This window comes from Streptomyces peucetius, assembly GCF_025854275.1.
Taxonomy (GTDB): Bacteria; Actinomycetota; Actinomycetes; order Streptomycetales; family Streptomycetaceae; genus Streptomyces; species Streptomyces peucetius_A.
Map to the genome: position 1 here is coordinate 3,016,647 of NZ_CP107567.1, position 15,287 is coordinate 3,031,933.

7 protein-coding genes and 3 rRNA genes are annotated in these 15,287 nt (G+C 65.7%); 4 read left to right on the top strand and 6 right to left on the bottom strand.

Annotation, left to right across the window (positions count from 1 at the left end):
• Nucleotides 1-2: 2 nt before the first annotated feature.
• Nucleotides 3-1,313: a DUF58 domain-containing protein gene (locus OGH68_RS13710; protein WP_264243884.1), complete on the top strand. Its 1,311-nt coding sequence runs from the start codon at nt 3-5 to the stop codon at nt 1,311-1,313.
• A 111-nt stretch (nt 1,314-1,424) separates the two neighbouring features.
• On the opposite strand, the gene rrf is transcribed toward OGH68_RS13710, so the two are convergent.
• The 4 genes from rrf to OGH68_RS13730 form a co-directional block, all read right to left on the bottom strand.
• Nucleotides 1,425-1,541 (bottom strand): 5S ribosomal RNA (gene rrf, locus OGH68_RS13715).
• A gap of 96 nt (nt 1,542-1,637) precedes the next feature.
• Nucleotides 1,638-4,762 (bottom strand): 23S ribosomal RNA (locus OGH68_RS13720).
• A gap of 288 nt (nt 4,763-5,050) precedes the next feature.
• Nucleotides 5,051-6,578 (bottom strand): 16S ribosomal RNA (locus OGH68_RS13725).
• The 16S, 23S and 5S rRNA genes sit together here, the layout of an rRNA operon.
• A gap of 591 nt (nt 6,579-7,169) precedes the next feature.
• Nucleotides 7,170-8,177 carry a stage II sporulation protein M gene (locus tag OGH68_RS13730; protein ID WP_264243887.1) on the bottom strand — a complete coding sequence of 336 codons (1,008 nt, stop codon included), beginning with the start codon at nt 8,175-8,177 and terminating at the stop codon, nt 7,170-7,172.
• 144 nt (nt 8,178-8,321) lie between these two features.
• Here OGH68_RS13730 and OGH68_RS13735 point away from each other — a divergent pair, with 144 nt between their 5' ends.
• On the top strand, nt 8,322-9,320 hold the full coding sequence (locus OGH68_RS13735) for an RDD family protein (RefSeq protein ID WP_264243889.1): 999 nt from the start codon (nt 8,322-8,324) through the stop codon (nt 9,318-9,320).
• 183 nt (nt 9,321-9,503) lie between these two features.
• On the opposite strand, the gene OGH68_RS13740 is transcribed toward OGH68_RS13735, so the two are convergent.
• Together OGH68_RS13740 and ahcY are read right to left on the bottom strand one after the other, a co-directional pair.
• The gene (locus OGH68_RS13740; RefSeq protein WP_264243892.1) at nt 9,504-10,118 is read right to left on the bottom strand and encodes a hypothetical protein; all 615 of its coding nucleotides are present in this window, start codon (nt 10,116-10,118) and stop codon (nt 9,504-9,506) included.
• Nucleotides 10,119-10,337: 219 nt separating this feature from the next.
• Entirely contained in the window at nt 10,338-11,795 is a 1,458-nt protein-coding gene (gene ahcY, locus OGH68_RS13745; protein ID WP_264243895.1) for an adenosylhomocysteinase, read from the bottom strand.
• A 508-nt stretch (nt 11,796-12,303) separates the two neighbouring features.
• Here ahcY and OGH68_RS13750 point away from each other — a divergent pair.
• Nucleotides 12,304-14,337, top strand: coding sequence for a fructose-specific PTS transporter subunit EIIC (locus OGH68_RS13750; RefSeq protein WP_319020273.1), 2,034 nt, complete (start codon nt 12,304-12,306; stop codon nt 14,335-14,337).
• A 239-nt stretch (nt 14,338-14,576) separates the two neighbouring features.
• The gene (gene lepB, locus OGH68_RS13755; protein WP_264243896.1) at nt 14,577-15,254 is read left to right on the top strand and encodes a signal peptidase I; all 678 of its coding nucleotides are present in this window, start codon (nt 14,577-14,579) and stop codon (nt 15,252-15,254) included.
• Nucleotides 15,255-15,287 lie beyond the last annotated feature (33 nt).

Consider the following 15,287-nt stretch of genomic DNA (forward strand, 5'->3'; position numbering starts at 1 on the left):
CCATGGCCCTCACTGGACGAACAGCGCTCCTCGCCGCTCTCGGCTCTCTCCCCGTGGGCATCCTCGCCCCGAGCTGGACGGGGATGCTCGCTGTCAACGCGCCGCTCTCACTCGCAATCCTGTGCGACTACGCCCTCGCCGCGCCAGTGCGAACGCTCCGATTCACCCGAAGCGGTGACACATCCGTTCGACTCGGTGACGCTGCCAGGGTCGAGCTGACCGTCTCCAACCCGTCCGGACGCCCTCTGCGGGCGCAGATCCGTGATGCCTGGCCGCCCAGCAGCTGGCAACCGGGCACGGAGCAAGCCGGCTCCCGTCACAGGCTGCGCATCCCGGCGGGCGAGCGCCGCCGCCTCACCACGGTCCTGCAGCCCACACGACGCGGCGACCGCCAGGCCGAACGCGTCACGGTGCGCTCCTACGGCCCTCTGGGCCTGGCGGCCCGGCAGGGGAACCACAGGGTCCCGTGGACGGTCCGCGTCCTCCCGCCGTTCACCAGCCGGAAGCACCTGCCCGCACGGCTGGCGCGCCTGCGCGAACTCGACGGCCGCACAAGCGTCCTCGTCCGCGGGCAAGGAACGGAGTTCGACAGTCTGCGCGACTACGTGCCCGGGGACGACACACGCTCCATCGACTGGCGGGCCACCGCACGCCGCACCACGGTCGCGGTCCGCACCTGGCGTCCGGAGCGCGACCGTCACATCCTCATCGTCCTCGACACCGGGCGGACTTCGGCGGGACGTGTGGGAGACGTGCCACGCCTGGACGCCGCCATGGACTCCGCACTGCTCCTCAGCGCACTCGCTTCCCGTGCCGGCGACCGGGTCGGCCTGCTGGCCTACGATCGCCGCGTCCGCGCCCAGGTCCTCGGGCGTTCCGCCGGAGACATCCTTCCTGCGCTCGTCAACGCCTTCGCAACGCTGGAGCCGGAGCTGGTCGAGACCGACGCCCGTGGTCTCAGCGCGGCCGCCCTGCAGAACGCCCCCCGCAGGTCCCTGATCGTCCTGCTCACCAGCCTCGACGCCGCTCCGGTCGAAGGGGGCCTGCTCCCCGTGCTTCCGCAGCTCACGCAGCGGCACACGGTGCTGGTGGCGTCCGTGGCTGACCCGCACATCGAGCACATGACCGGTGGCCGGGGCTCCGCGGAGGGCGTCTATGACGCTGCTGCGGGGACTCAGGCCCAGCTCCAGCGCCGCCGAGCGGCGGAACAGTTGCAGCGCCACGGTGTCACCGTCGTGGACGCGACACCGGAGAAGCTCGCCCCTGCCCTTGCCGATGCCTATCTCGCACTCAAGGCCGCCGGACGTCTCTGAGTCCGGCGGGGCCGGTTGGGGCCTGCGGGTCCTGTCCTGCCCGGTGCCTGCCGGGCCTTGAACGCGGAAAAGCCCCGCACCACAAGGGTGCGGGGCTTCCCCACAAAGATTGTTCGGCGGCGTCCTACTCTCCCACAGGGTCCCCCCTGCAGTACCATCGGCGCTGAAAGGCTTAGCTTCCGGGTTCGGAATGTAACCGGGCGTTTCCCTAACGCAATGACCACCGAAACACTATGAAGATGTCCGAACTACCAGCCGGCAACCCCGCAACAGGGGTCGGGCGAGTTCGTTACTTCAGAACTAACACAGTGGACGCGAGCAACTGAGGACAAGCCCTCGGCCTATTAGTACCGGTCAACTCCACCCCTTACAGGGCTTCCATATCCGGCCTATCAACCCAGTCGTCTACTGGGAGCCTTACCCTCTCAAGGAGGTGGGAGTCCTCATCTCGAAGCAGGCTTCCCGCTTAGATGCTTTCAGCGGTTATCCTTTCCGAACGTAGCCAACCAGCCATGCCCTTGGCAGGACAACTGGCACACCAGAGGTTCGTCCGTCCCGGTCCTCTCGTACTAGGGACAGCCCTTCTCAAGACTCCTACGCGCACAGCGGATAGGGACCGAACTGTCTCACGACGTTCTAAACCCAGCTCGCGTACCGCTTTAATGGGCGAACAGCCCAACCCTTGGGACCGACTCCAGCCCCAGGATGCGACGAGCCGACATCGAGGTGCCAAACCATCCCGTCGATATGGACTCTTGGGGAAGATCAGCCTGTTATCCCCGGGGTACCTTTTATCCGTTGAGCGACGGCGCTTCCACAAGCCACCGCCGGATCACTAGTCCCGACTTTCGTCCCTGCTCGACCCGTCGGTCTCACAGTCAAGCTCCCTTGTGCACTTACACTCAACACCTGATTGCCAACCAGGCTGAGGGAACCTTTGGGCGCCTCCGTTACCCTTTGGGAGGCAACCGCCCCAGTTAAACTACCCATCAGACACTGTCCCTGATCCGGATCACGGACCCAGGTTAGACATCCAGCACGACCAGAGTGGTATTTCAACGACGACTCCACCTGAACTGGCGTCCAAGCTTCACAGTCTCCCACCTATCCTACACAAGCCGAACCGAACACCAATATCAAACTGTAGTAAAGGTCCCGGGGTCTTTCCGTCCTGCTGCGCGAAACGAGCATCTTTACTCGTAGTGCAATTTCACCGGGCCTATGGTTGAGACAGTCGAGAAGTCGTTACGCCATTCGTGCAGGTCGGAACTTACCCGACAAGGAATTTCGCTACCTTAGGATGGTTATAGTTACCACCGCCGTTTACTGGCGCTTAAGTTCTCAGCTTCGCCCCACCGAAATGGAGCTAACCGGTCCCCTTAACGTTCCAGCACCGGGCAGGCGTCAGTCCGTATACATCGCCTTACGGCTTCGCACGGACCTGTGTTTTTAGTAAACAGTCGCTTCTCGCTGGTCTCTGCGGCCACCCCCAGCTCAAGCAGCAAGTGCTATCACCAGGAATGGCCCCCCTTCTCCCGAAGTTACGGGGGCATTTTGCCGAGTTCCTTAACCATAGTTCACCCGAACGCCTCGGTATTCTCTACCTGACCACCTGAGTCGGTTTAGGGTACGGGCCGCCATGAAACTCGCTAGAGGCTTTTCTCGACAGCATAGGATCATCCACTTCACCACAATCGGCTCGGCATCAGGTCTCAGCCTCAATGTGTGACGGATTTGCCTATCACACGGCCTACACCCTTACCCCGGGACAACCACCGCCCGGGCTGGACTACCTTCCTGCGTCACCCCATCGCTTACCTACTACAAGTCTGGTTCGTCGGCTCCACCACTCCGACCTCGTCCGAAGACTCAGCCGGCGGCTTCACGGACTTAGCATCGCCTGATTCGATATTGGGCGTTTCAAAGCGGGTACCGGAATATCAACCGGTTGTCCATCGACTACGCCTGTCGGCCTCGCCTTAGGTCCCGACTTACCCTGGGCAGATCAGCTTGACCCAGGAACCCTTAGTCAATCGGCGCACACGTTTCTCACGTGTGTATCGCTACTCATGCCTGCATTCTCACTCGTGAACCGTCCACAACTCGCTTCCGCGGCTGCTTCACCCGGCACACGACGCTCCCCTACCCATCCCAGCGGGCGTTGGCCCTCATGCTGGAATGACACGACTTCGGCGGTACGCTTGAGCCCCGCTACATTGTCGGCGCGGAATCACTTGACCAGTGAGCTATTACGCACTCTTTCAAGGGTGGCTGCTTCTAAGCCAACCTCCTGGTTGTCTCTGCGACTCCACATCCTTTCCCACTTAGCGTACGCTTAGGGGCCTTAGTCGATGCTCTGGGCTGTTTCCCTCTCGACCATGGAGCTTATCCCCCACAGTCTCACTGCCGCGCTCTCACTTACCGGCATTCGGAGTTTGGCTAAGGTCAGTAACCCGGTAGGGCCCATCGCCTATCCAGTGCTCTACCTCCGGCAAGAAACACACGACGCTGCACCTAAATGCATTTCGGGGAGAACCAGCTATCACGGAGTTTGATTGGCCTTTCACCCCTAACCACAGGTCATCCCCCAGGTTTTCAACCCTGGTGGGTTCGGTCCTCCACGAAGTCTTACCTCCGCTTCAACCTGCCCATGGCTAGATCACTCCGCTTCGGGTCTAGAGCGTGCAACTCAAACGCCCTGTTCGGACTCGCTTTCGCTACGGCTTCCCCACACGGGTTAACCTCGCTACACACCGCTAACTCGCAGGCTCATTCTTCAAAAGGCACGCAGTCACGACTGACAGCACAAGTGCTGCCAGCGACGCTCCCACGGCTTGTAGGCACACGGTTTCAGGTACTATTTCACTCCGCTCCCGCGGTACTTTTCACCATTCCCTCACGGTACTATCCGCTATCGGTCACCAGGGAATATTTAGGCTTAACGGGTGGTCCCGCCAGATTCACACGGGATTTCTCGGGCCCCGTGCTACTTGGGTGTCTCTCAAACGAGCCGTATGAATTTCAGCTACGGGGGTCTTACCCTCTACGCCGGACCTTTCGCATGTCCTTCGCCTACCCATACGGTTTCTGACTCGTCGACCAGCCGGCAGACTGATCAAGAGAGATCCCACAACCCCGTATGCGCAACCCCTGCCGGGTATCACACGCATACGGTTTGGCCTCATCCGGTTTCGCTCGCCACTACTCCCGGAATCACGGTTGTTTTCTCTTCCTGAGGGTACTGAGATGTTTCACTTCCCCTCGTTCCCTCCACACTGCCTATGTGTTCAGCAGCGGGTGACAGCCCATGACGACTGCCGGGTTTCCCCATTCGGAAACCCCCGGATCAAAGCCTGGTTGACGACTCCCCGGGGACTATCGTGGCCTCCCACGTCCTTCATCGGTTCCTGGTGCCAAGGCATCCACCGTGCGCCCTTAAAAACTTGGCCACAGATGCTCGCGTCCACTGTGTAGTTCTCAAGCAACGACCAGCCACCCACCACCCCGCCGCAACCGCGACGAGTTCACTGGGGCCGGCATCCCGAAGGACGAGCAACGCTCGCACCCTCAGACACCCAACAGTGTGCCCGGCAGAATCTCCCACCAGCCGCCTCGTTCCACGCTCCGAAGAGCAGTACTGGAAGCAGCAGGCGAGCAAGTCCCTGCCGAATAATCAACGTTCCACCCATGAGCAACCGTGCGAGTCATTCGCTCGCAGTCGGCCATGTGCTCCTTAGAAAGGAGGTGATCCAGCCGCACCTTCCGGTACGGCTACCTTGTTACGACTTCGTCCCAATCGCCAGTCCCACCTTCGACAGCTCCCTCCCACAAGGGGTTGGGCCACCGGCTTCGGGTGTTACCGACTTTCGTGACGTGACGGGCGGTGTGTACAAGGCCCGGGAACGTATTCACCGCAGCAATGCTGATCTGCGATTACTAGCAACTCCGACTTCATGGGGTCGAGTTGCAGACCCCAATCCGAACTGAGACCGGCTTTTTGAGATTCGCTCCGCCTCGCGGCTTCGCAGCTCTTTGTACCGGCCATTGTAGCACGTGTGCAGCCCAAGACATAAGGGGCATGATGACTTGACGTCGTCCCCACCTTCCTCCGAGTTGACCCCGGCAGTCTCCTGTGAGTCCCCATCACCCCGAAGGGCATGCTGGCAACACAGAACAAGGGTTGCGCTCGTTGCGGGACTTAACCCAACATCTCACGACACGAGCTGACGACAGCCATGCACCACCTGTATACCGACCACAAGGGGGGCACCATCTCTGATGCTTTCCGGTATATGTCAAGCCTTGGTAAGGTTCTTCGCGTTGCGTCGAATTAAGCCACATGCTCCGCTGCTTGTGCGGGCCCCCGTCAATTCCTTTGAGTTTTAGCCTTGCGGCCGTACTCCCCAGGCGGGGAACTTAATGCGTTAGCTGCGGCACCGACGACGTGGAATGTCGCCAACACCTAGTTCCCAACGTTTACGGCGTGGACTACCAGGGTATCTAATCCTGTTCGCTCCCCACGCTTTCGCTCCTCAGCGTCAGTAATGGCCCAGAGATCCGCCTTCGCCACCGGTGTTCCTCCTGATATCTGCGCATTTCACCGCTACACCAGGAATTCCGATCTCCCCTACCACACTCTAGCCTGCCCGTATCGAATGCAGACCCGGGGTTAAGCCCCGGGCTTTCACATCCGACGCGACAAGCCGCCTACGAGCTCTTTACGCCCAATAATTCCGGACAACGCTTGCGCCCTACGTATTACCGCGGCTGCTGGCACGTAGTTAGCCGGCGCTTCTTCTGCAGGTACCGTCACTTTCGCTTCTTCCCTGCTGAAAGAGGTTTACAACCCGAAGGCCGTCATCCCTCACGCGGCGTCGCTGCATCAGGCTTTCGCCCATTGTGCAATATTCCCCACTGCTGCCTCCCGTAGGAGTCTGGGCCGTGTCTCAGTCCCAGTGTGGCCGGTCGCCCTCTCAGGCCGGCTACCCGTCGTCGCCTTGGTAGGCCATCACCCCACCAACAAGCTGATAGGCCGCGGGCTCATCCTTCACCGCCGGAGCTTTCAACCGCAGACCATGCGATCCGCAGTGTTATCCGGTATTAGACCCCGTTTCCAGGGCTTGTCCCAGAGTGAAGGGCAGATTGCCCACGTGTTACTCACCCGTTCGCCACTAATCCCCTCCCGAAGGAGGTTCATCGTTCGACTTGCATGTGTTAAGCACGCCGCCAGCGTTCGTCCTGAGCCAGGATCAAACTCTCCATGAATGTTTACCCGTGATCGGGTGCACATCCGAAGAGCGGAACAACCGGTCGGAATAGGACCGGTCGTTCACAGCGTCCTCGCTGTGATTGCCGCCCCGCAAGCGGGACGGACTTTTTCAAAGGAACCTCGACCATCCGAAGATGGACGGGGTATCAACATATCTGGCGTTGATTTTTGGCACACTGTTGAGTTCTCAAGGAACGGACGCTTCCTTTGTACTCACCCCAGATTCCTCTGAGGCTTTCCTCCGGGCGCTTCCCTTCGGTCTTGCGTTTCCAACTCTACCAGATCCGTTTTCCGTTCCGTTTCCGGTTCGGAATTCACTCTGGTGGCCGTTGGGGGCCTTTGCCTTTCGACTGGTCCGACTTTATCAGAAGCATTTCGGCCGACCTAATCGGCTTGGTGGTCCTGAATGAATCGGGAATCGGCTTCGCGGAAGTCGCTCCCAGCGAAAGCCAGACAGACTTTAAAGGTTCACGCTCGGACTTGTCCAGTCCGACGCAACCGTTAAAATCTACCTCCCTACACACCCTGTGTCAACAGGGTGGGCGAGGCGAAGAGGAGACTAGCAGCTCGCGGGGCCGCTCCGCACATCACGCCGCTGTGGGCAGCTCCGCGCTGCGGTCGGGCTCCTCCACGTCGCCCAAGTCTCCGGCTCGGGCGGCGCGGCCGCCCAGGATGTAGACGTACGCCAGGAACGCCGCCTCGGCGACGACGCCGATGGTGATGCGGGCCCAGGTCGGAAGACCCGAAGGCGTCACGAAGCCCTCGATCAGGCCTGACACGAACAGCACCAGCGCCAGCCCGATGGCCATGCCGAGCGCCGCCCGTCCTCGCTCGGCGAGCGCCGAGCGGCGGGTCTGCGGGCCGGGGTCGATGACCGTCCAGCCGAGCCGCAGGCCCGTGCCGGCAGCAACGAAGACAGCCGTGAGTTCGAGCAGGCCGTGCGGCAGCACCAGTCCGAGGAAGACGTCGAGGCGTCCCGCCGAGGACATGAGACCGATGCCGACGCCCAGATTCAGCATGTTCAGGAAGAGGATCCAGATGACCGGGACGCACAGGAACGCGCCCAGGGTCAGACACATGGCCGCTGCCTGGGCGTTGTTCGTCCAGACCTGCGCCGCGAAGGAGGCGGCGGGGTGGCTCGAGTAGTAGGTCTCGTACTCACCGCCGGGCCGGGTCAGGCGGCGGAGTTCCTCAGGTGCCCCGATCGCCGACTGGACCTCCGGGTGAGCGCCTATCCACCAGCCGATGAGAGCGGCGACGAGAGTGGAGAGGACGGCGGTCGGTATCCACCAGTGGCGGGAGCGGTACACCGCTGCGGGAAATCCGGCGGTGAGGAAGTTGACGGCATCCCTCCAGCCGGCCCTCCTGGTGCCGGTGACGACAGCGCGTGCCCGTGCCACCAACTGCGTCAGCCTGGCCGTGAGCGCAGGGTCCGGAGCGCTGGACTGGACAAGGGAGAGATGCGTCGCCGTCCGCTGGTAGAGGGCGACGAGCTCGTCGGCCTCCGCGCCGGTCAGATGGCGACCACGACGAAGAAGATGGTCCAGGCGGTCCCACTCGGCGCGGTGGGCTGTGACGAAGACATCGAGGTCCATGGTCGGCTGCTGCTCCAGGCACTGGGTGCGTTGCGTACTGTCCGTACTACTTCTCTGCTGCACTGCTGCGACGCGCTGCGGGTCAGCTTGGCAGACTGAGAGATCAGGGGGCAGGGAAGGCCGGAGATCACGAAGGGGGCAGCAGTGAGCGGGCTAGTGACGGGCGATGCGGTCGTATTGGGGCTGCAGCCGGCAAGACTGCCGAGCCGGGCCCTTGCCCTCGTGATCGACCTCGTCGTCGTGTGGACGGTCTATCTGTTCGTGTCGATCGGGCTGGCCGTGGCGACGGCCTCCCTGGACGAGGCCGCTGTCATGGCGATGTCCATCGCTTCGTTCCTGCTCGTCCTCGTCGGTGCGCCGATCGCCGTGGAGACCCTCAGTCATGGGCGGTCGCTCGGAAAGCTCGCCTGCGGGCTGCGGGTGGTCAGGGACGACGGAGGCCCTATCCGGTTCCGGCACGCTCTGGTACGCGGCGCGATGGGAGTCGTCGAGGTCCTCTTCTCGTTCGGGGTCATCGCGTGCATCGCCTCGCTGGTGTCGGCACGGGGCCGGCGCATTGGGGATGTCTTCGCCGGAACCCTCGTCGTGCGCGAGCGGGTGCCCGCGGCCCGCGCTCCGATGGTGCCTCCCCCTCCGCCGCCGTGGCTGGTCGGCAAGTTCGCCGGCCTCGACCTGTCTGGCGTGCCGGACGCGTTGTGGCTGGCGATACGCCAGTACCTGACGCGTATGCGGCAACTGGACCCGGCGGTGAGCTGGTCCATGGCGCAGCGGCTGGCCGGTGACCTCGCCGCACATACGGGAACGCCTGCACCGGTCGGCGTTCCTCCGGCGGCGTATCTCGCGGCTGTCGTGAACGAACGGCAGGCCCGCGAGGCCCGGCGGGCCTTCGTCTCCGCCGCGCCGGGACCGGTGGCCGGGCCCGCGTCGGTCGCGGAGGCGGTCATGCCGGTCGACCGGCCGGTGGCCGGCGCTGGGACCGGGCCCGGGACGGGGACGGGGACGGGGACGGGGCCCGGGACGGGGATTGGGCCCGGGGCTGGGACCGGGGCGACAGGCCACGGGGCTGCCCGGCCGCCGCAGGTCGAACGCCCTGCTGACGTTCGACCGCCGGCATCGCCGGGTGGGTTCGCCCCTCCTGCGTAGCTGCCGGGATTTCCGCGGAGGTCCCGCACCGGCGGCGTCCCCTTCGCTTCCGCCCTCGTCCCTGCGCGATGTCCCTGCGCGATGTCCCTGCGATGCAGGCCTCGAAACGGCGGCGCACCGAGGCGCTGGGAAGCCTGGGCGGGCGTCCGGAGCGCACGGCCGCGCGGTGCCGAGGTCGCCGGGTCAGCGGAAGGTCGAGGGTGGGCTCTCGAGGTCCTCGAGTTCGATGCCGGGAGCCGCGAGGACCACGTCCCCGGCGATGTGAACGGCATGCTGCTCGCCCGTGTCCAAGGCGCTGACCTGGTATTCGTCCACTGTGAGAAGGCCGTTGTCAGTGGTGTGCGCTTCACTGTTGATCAGCGCCCACGACTGGTCGACGGTCAGGGGCGCGAGTACGGGATCGGTGAAGGCGACTAGGCGGACGCGGGTGGCGGGAGCGCCGGGTGCGAGGCGCAGCAGACGGGCAGTTGCGACGAGGAAGGCCGGGGAGGTGCCGGTGAAGGCGTGGGCGGGGGCGTTGCCTTCTCGGGCGTCGATGCCGGTGGGGTCGGTGCGGACCCAGGTGACGCCGTCGATCGCCGCACCGCGGATCTGCCAGTCGAATGCGTGGAGTTCGAGCCGGACGGGGCGGCCCAGTTCGTCGAGGGCCAGGTCGAGGGAGCCGGCGTCGACGCCGGAGGGCGTGGTGGTTCGGGAGACGTAACGCCAGCCTGAAGGGCCGGGGGCGCACTGGAAGTGTTCTTCGCCGAGGGGGGTGCGATCGTGCGGATCGTGGAGCGAATAGCGGCCGCGGGGCATGGGGGCGTAGGTGTCCTTGTGCGGTGAGGCGTCAGCCGAAGCCGTTCGAGGAGGGTACGGGGCAGGCCCCCGACACGGGGGTGCGGGGGCCTGCCTGGTACTGCTCGGGTGCACACCTTGCTCGGTGTGACCGCCCAGAGCCCGCTCAGGCCCTGGACTGCCCGGTGCCTGCTCGGGCTCGGACCTGCCGGCGCCTGCTCGGACGCCGGGCCGTGGCGATCAGTAGCGGTAGTGGTCGGGCTTGTACGGGCCGTCGACCTCGACACCGATGTAGGAGGCCTGCTCCGGACGCAGGGTGGTGAGCTTGACACCGAGTGCGTCGAGGTGGAGGCGGGCGACCTTCTCGTCCAGGTGCTTGGGGAGCACGTAGACGTCGGTGGGGTACTCCTGCGGCTTCGTGAACAGCTCGATCTGGGCCAGGGTCTGGTCCGCGAAGGAGTTGGACATCACGAACGAGGGGTGGCCGGTGGCGTTGCCCAGGTTGAGCAGGCGGCCCTCGGACAGGACGATCAGGACCTTGCCGTCGGCGAATGTCCAGGTGTGGACCTGCGGCTTGACCTCGTCCTTGACGATGCCGGGAATCTGGGCGAGGCCGGCCATGTCGATCTCGTTGTCGAAGTGGCCGATGTTCCCCACGATGGCCTGGTGCTTCATCCTGGCCATGTCCGAGGCCATGATGATGTCCTTGTTGCCAGTCGTCGTGATGAAGATGTCGGCCGTCTCCACCACCTCGTCCAGCGTGGTGACCTGGTAGCCGTCCATCGCCGCCTGCAGCGCGCAGATCGGGTCGATCTCCGTGACGATCACCCGGGCGCCCTGGCCGCGCAGCGACTCCGCGCAGCCCTTGCCGACGTCGCCGTAGCCGCACACGACCGCGGTCTTGCCGCCGATCAGGACGTCGGTGGCGCGGTTGATGCCGTCGATCAGCGAGTGGCGGCAGCCGTACTTGTTGTCGAACTTCGACTTCGTCACCGCGTCGTTCACATTGATCGCCGGGAACAGCAGCGTCCCGTCGCGGTGCATCTCGTACAGACGGTGGACACCGGTGGTGGTCTCCTCCGTGACGCCGCGGATCTCGGACGACAGCTGCGTCCACTTCTGCGGGTCCTCGGTCAGCGTGCGGTTCAGCAGCTGCAGGATGTAGCCGTACTCCTCGCTGTCCGCGGTCGAGGGGTCGGGGGCCGCACCCGCCTTCTCGAACTCGACGCCCTTGTGGACCAGGAGGGTGGCGTCACCACCGTCGTCCAGGATCATGTTGGGGCCGCCGGTGGCGGTGTTCGGCCAGGTCAGCGCCTGCTCGGTGCACCACCAGTACTCCTCCAGCGTCTCGCCCTTCCAGGCGAACACCGGAACGCCCTGCGGGTTCTCGGGAGTGCCGTTCGGGCCGACGGCGATGGCCGCGGCGGCGTGGTCCTGGGTGGAGAAGATGTTGCAGGAGGCCCAGCGGACCTCGGCGCCCAGCGCGACGAGGGTCTCGATGAGGACGGCGGTCTGCACCGTCATGTGCAGGGAGCCGGTGATGCGCGCGCCGGCGAGGGGCTGCGCGGCGGCGTACTCCTTGCGGATCGACATCAGGCCGGGCATCTCGTGCTCGGCCAGAGTGATCTCTTTGCGGCCGAAGGGGGCGAGGGAAAGGTCGGCGACCTTGAAGTCCTGGCCATTGGCGACAGTCGGCATGCGAGCTGCTCCTCGTGGTTCGGGTCGAGGTGGTTACGGCTGGCTCTGCGGCGGCCTGGACGTACACCTCCGCGTCGCACCGCACAGGCGATGCGGCACGGAACACGGCATACGAATGCCCGGGAGCCCGCAGGACAGTCCGTCGGAGGCCCTCTCTCCCTCGGTCGGCCCGCGCGGGACCGCCCGACCGCCATCAGCAGCGACGTCTGACTGGTGACGAATCTACACCGATCGGCCCAGCCGACCCCAGCCCGCCCGGGCTCTCATTCGAGCCAGTCTGCCGAGGCCGTCCTGACGGCGCGTCGCGGCAGGTCGGCGGGGGTACGGGCGTTGGACATGGCCGGAATCTGTTGGCACGATGCTGCGACATCCTGCCGAGGGGTCGGGGCACCTGCACGATCTGCGGGACGAACGTCAGGAGAACCACGTGACGAGTCCGGAGAGCGGGCAGCGGAAGGTGAAGTTGCTCGCGGTGACGGCCTGTCCGACAGGCATCGCCCATACGTATATGGCCGCGGAGAAGCTGACGCAGGCCGCGGAGGCGCTCGGTGTCGAGATGAAGGTGGAGACCCAAGGATCCATCGGCGTCGAGAACATGCTCTCTGACAACGATGTCAGCGACGCTGACGGCATCATCATCGCCGCCGACAAGGACGTCGACCGCAGCCGCTTCGAGGGGAAGAAGGTGCTGGCCGTCGGTGTCGCCGAGGGCATCCGCCATCCCGAGCAGCTGATCGAGCGGGTGCGGAACGCACTGGTGCACCTCGCGGAAGGCGGCAGTGGCGACGGCACGGCCGGACCGGCGCGGGGCGCGAAGGGCGTGAGCGGAGGCAGCGGCGGAAGCGGCGGCAAGGAACGCAGCGTCACGTACAAGGCCCTGATGAACGGCGTCTCGTACATGATCCCCTTCGTGGTCGTGGGCGGGCTGCTCATCGCCGTCTCGCTGGCACTGGGCGGGGAGGCGACGGCCACGGGCTACGCCATACCGGAATGGTCGTTCTGGGAGGACGTCTTCAAGATCGGCGAGATCGGCTTCCAGCTCATGATCCCGATCCTGTCCGGCTACATCGCCTACGCGATCGCGGACCGCCCGGCCCTGGTGCCCGGCATGATCGGTGGCTGGATCGCCAACAACGGCGCGTTGTACGGCTCCGAGGCGGGTGCCGGCTTCATCGGTGCCATCGTCACCGGTTTCCTGGCCGGTTATCTGGTGCTGTGGATCAAGAAGGTCAAGGTCCCCAGGTTCGCCCAGCCGATCATGCCGATCATCGTCATTCCGATCGTGGCCACGACGGCGCTCGGACTCTTCTTCATACTCGTCATCGGCAAGCCGATCTCATGGGTGTTCACCCACCTCACCGACTGGCTCAGCGGTATGACGGGCACGAGTGCGATCCTGCTCGGCGCGCTCCTCGGCCTGATGATCGCCTTCGACATGGGCGGCCCCGTCAACAAGACGGCGTTCCTGTTCGGCGCGGGTCTCATCGCGACCGGCAACCAGACGGTGATGGGCATGTGCGCCGCCGCCATCCCGGTCATGCCGCTGGGGCAGGGCCTCGCCACGCTGATGCGCCGCAAGCTGTACTCCGAGCAGGAGCGCGAGACGGGTATGGCCGCGCTCTTCATGGGCATGTTCGGCATCTCCGAGGGCGCTATCCCGTTCGCGGCCGCCCGGCCCGCACAGGTCATCCCGGCGAACATGCTCGGCGGTGCCGTCGCCGGCGCGATCGCGGGCATGGCCGGTGTCGAGGACGCGGTTCCGCACGGCGGGCCCGTCGTGGCGGTACTGGGCGCGGTCGGCGGGGTGCCCATGTTCTTCCTGGCGGTCGCCGCCGGCACCGTGGTCACCGCGATCACCACCAATGCGCTGATCGGCATCAGGGGGCGGGGCAGCGACGCGCTCACGCCTGTCCGCGAGCCGGTGCTCGTGGGAGCGGGGGCAGCAGGACCGGCAGCAGCAGGACCCGACGCGGAAGACACCCGAAACGTACGGGAGGCGGGCGCGGGCCAGGCCCCCGCCGCCCCGACCGCTCCGGCCGCGCCGACCGCGCCGACCGCGCCGACCGAAGAGGAGACCCTCGACGAGGAGGTCCTCTCCGGCTACCTGACCGCGCAGACCGTGAAGGTGCGGCTCGAGGCCGACGACAAGGACGCCGCCATCCGCGAGATGGCGGCGATGCTCGCCACCACCGGCAAGGTCGCGGACCCCGAGGCACTGGTGCGGGCCGCGCTCGCGCGCGAGGAGCAGGGCACCACGGGACTCGGCGAGGAGATCGCCGTCCCCCATGCCAAGTCCGATGCCGTCACGTCGCCGGTCGTCGGTTTCGCCCGGTCCGCGCAGGGCGTGGAGTGGGGTTCCCCGGACGGCACCAGGGCCAGGCTGATCTTCATGATCACGGTGCCGGAGGCGGCCGCGGGCGACGAGCACCTGCGGATCCTCGCCATGCTGTCGCGCAAGCTCATGGACACGGAGTTCCGGGAGCGCCTGATGGCGGCGCCGGACGAGACCGCGGTCCTCTCCGTGCTGCGCGAGGTCCGGTAGTCGGATCCGCAAGAACCGGCAGCAGCCCCGCGAGAACCGGTGGCCGGACCCGCGAAATTGGGCAGCAGCCCCGCGAGGACCGGCGGCAGCCCGTCGCGCGGCATCCGGTGACGGTCGGCAGGGGCGGGCGGTCGGTCCACGCCCGCCCCGGTCCCTTAGGGTGCGGGCGCCGCACATCGCATGTGTGCGGCGCCCGCACGGCCTTCCTCCCGTGCGGACCGGGTACGTAAGGGGTGGCAATGGGATCAGGCAGACCGGAGCGTGGGCTGCGGATCGCGGGGTGGGTGCTCACACCGCCGGGTGTCCTGCTGTTCGCGGGGGCACTGCTGATGTTCCTGTCCGGGTACGGCGGCGTGACGACGCGCTCCGACTCTATGCAGCCGGCCTACGGCGCCGGCGACAGGATCGTCTTCGAGAAGCTCGACGACGGCCGTGTGCGGCGCGGGGACGTCGTGCTCTACCGCATGACGGGCCGTTACGACGGGCATCCGGTGGTGCAGCGCGTCATCGGTGTCGGCGGGGACCATGTGGTGGGCAGTGCGCAAGGCGGCCCGCTCCTTCTCAACGGCAAGCCGCTGCCGGAGCCGTACGTGCGGCGGGGCGACGCGGTCGGCGGGATGCCGTTCGACATCACCGTGCCGCAGGGCCGGCTGCTCCTGCTCGGGGACGATCGCGGCAACTCCCGGGACTCACGCTTCTTCCAGGACGAGTACGGCGGGGGGACGGTGGCCGCGACGTCCGTGTACGGCCGGATCCTCGACGACGTCACGGTGCCGGTGGTGCTCGGCCTCACCGCCGCGTTGGGGGGCGTCGCCGGCCTGACCGGGGCGGGGCTCTGGCTCGCCGGTGGGCTGGCGGGGCGCCGGCGCCCGGTTCCGCCTCCCGTTCCCGTTCCGCCCCCGGTTCCGTACCCCTGACCGGGCGGTCCGCGGCGGCGTAACGGGAAAGAG

Excerpts from the sequence above, each read along its gene's own strand:
- OGH68_RS13740 (WP_264243892.1), bottom strand. The coding sequence starts at position 10,118 with ATGCCCCGCGGCCGCTATTCGCTCCACGATCCGCACGATCGCACCCCC.
- lepB (WP_264243896.1), top strand. The coding sequence starts at position 14,577 with ATGGGATCAGGCAGACCGGAGCGTGGGCTGCGGATCGCGGGGTGGGTG.
- OGH68_RS13710 (WP_264243884.1), top strand. The coding sequence starts at position 3 with ATGGCCCTCACTGGACGAACAGCGCTCCTCGCCGCTCTCGGCTCTCTC.
- ahcY (WP_264243895.1), bottom strand. The coding sequence starts at position 11,795 with ATGCCGACTGTCGCCAATGGCCAGGACTTCAAGGTCGCCGACCTTTCC.
- OGH68_RS13750 (WP_319020273.1), top strand. The coding sequence starts at position 12,304 with ATGGCCGCGGAGAAGCTGACGCAGGCCGCGGAGGCGCTCGGTGTCGAG.
- OGH68_RS13730 (WP_264243887.1), bottom strand. The coding sequence starts at position 8,177 with ATGGACCTCGATGTCTTCGTCACAGCCCACCGCGCCGAGTGGGACCGC.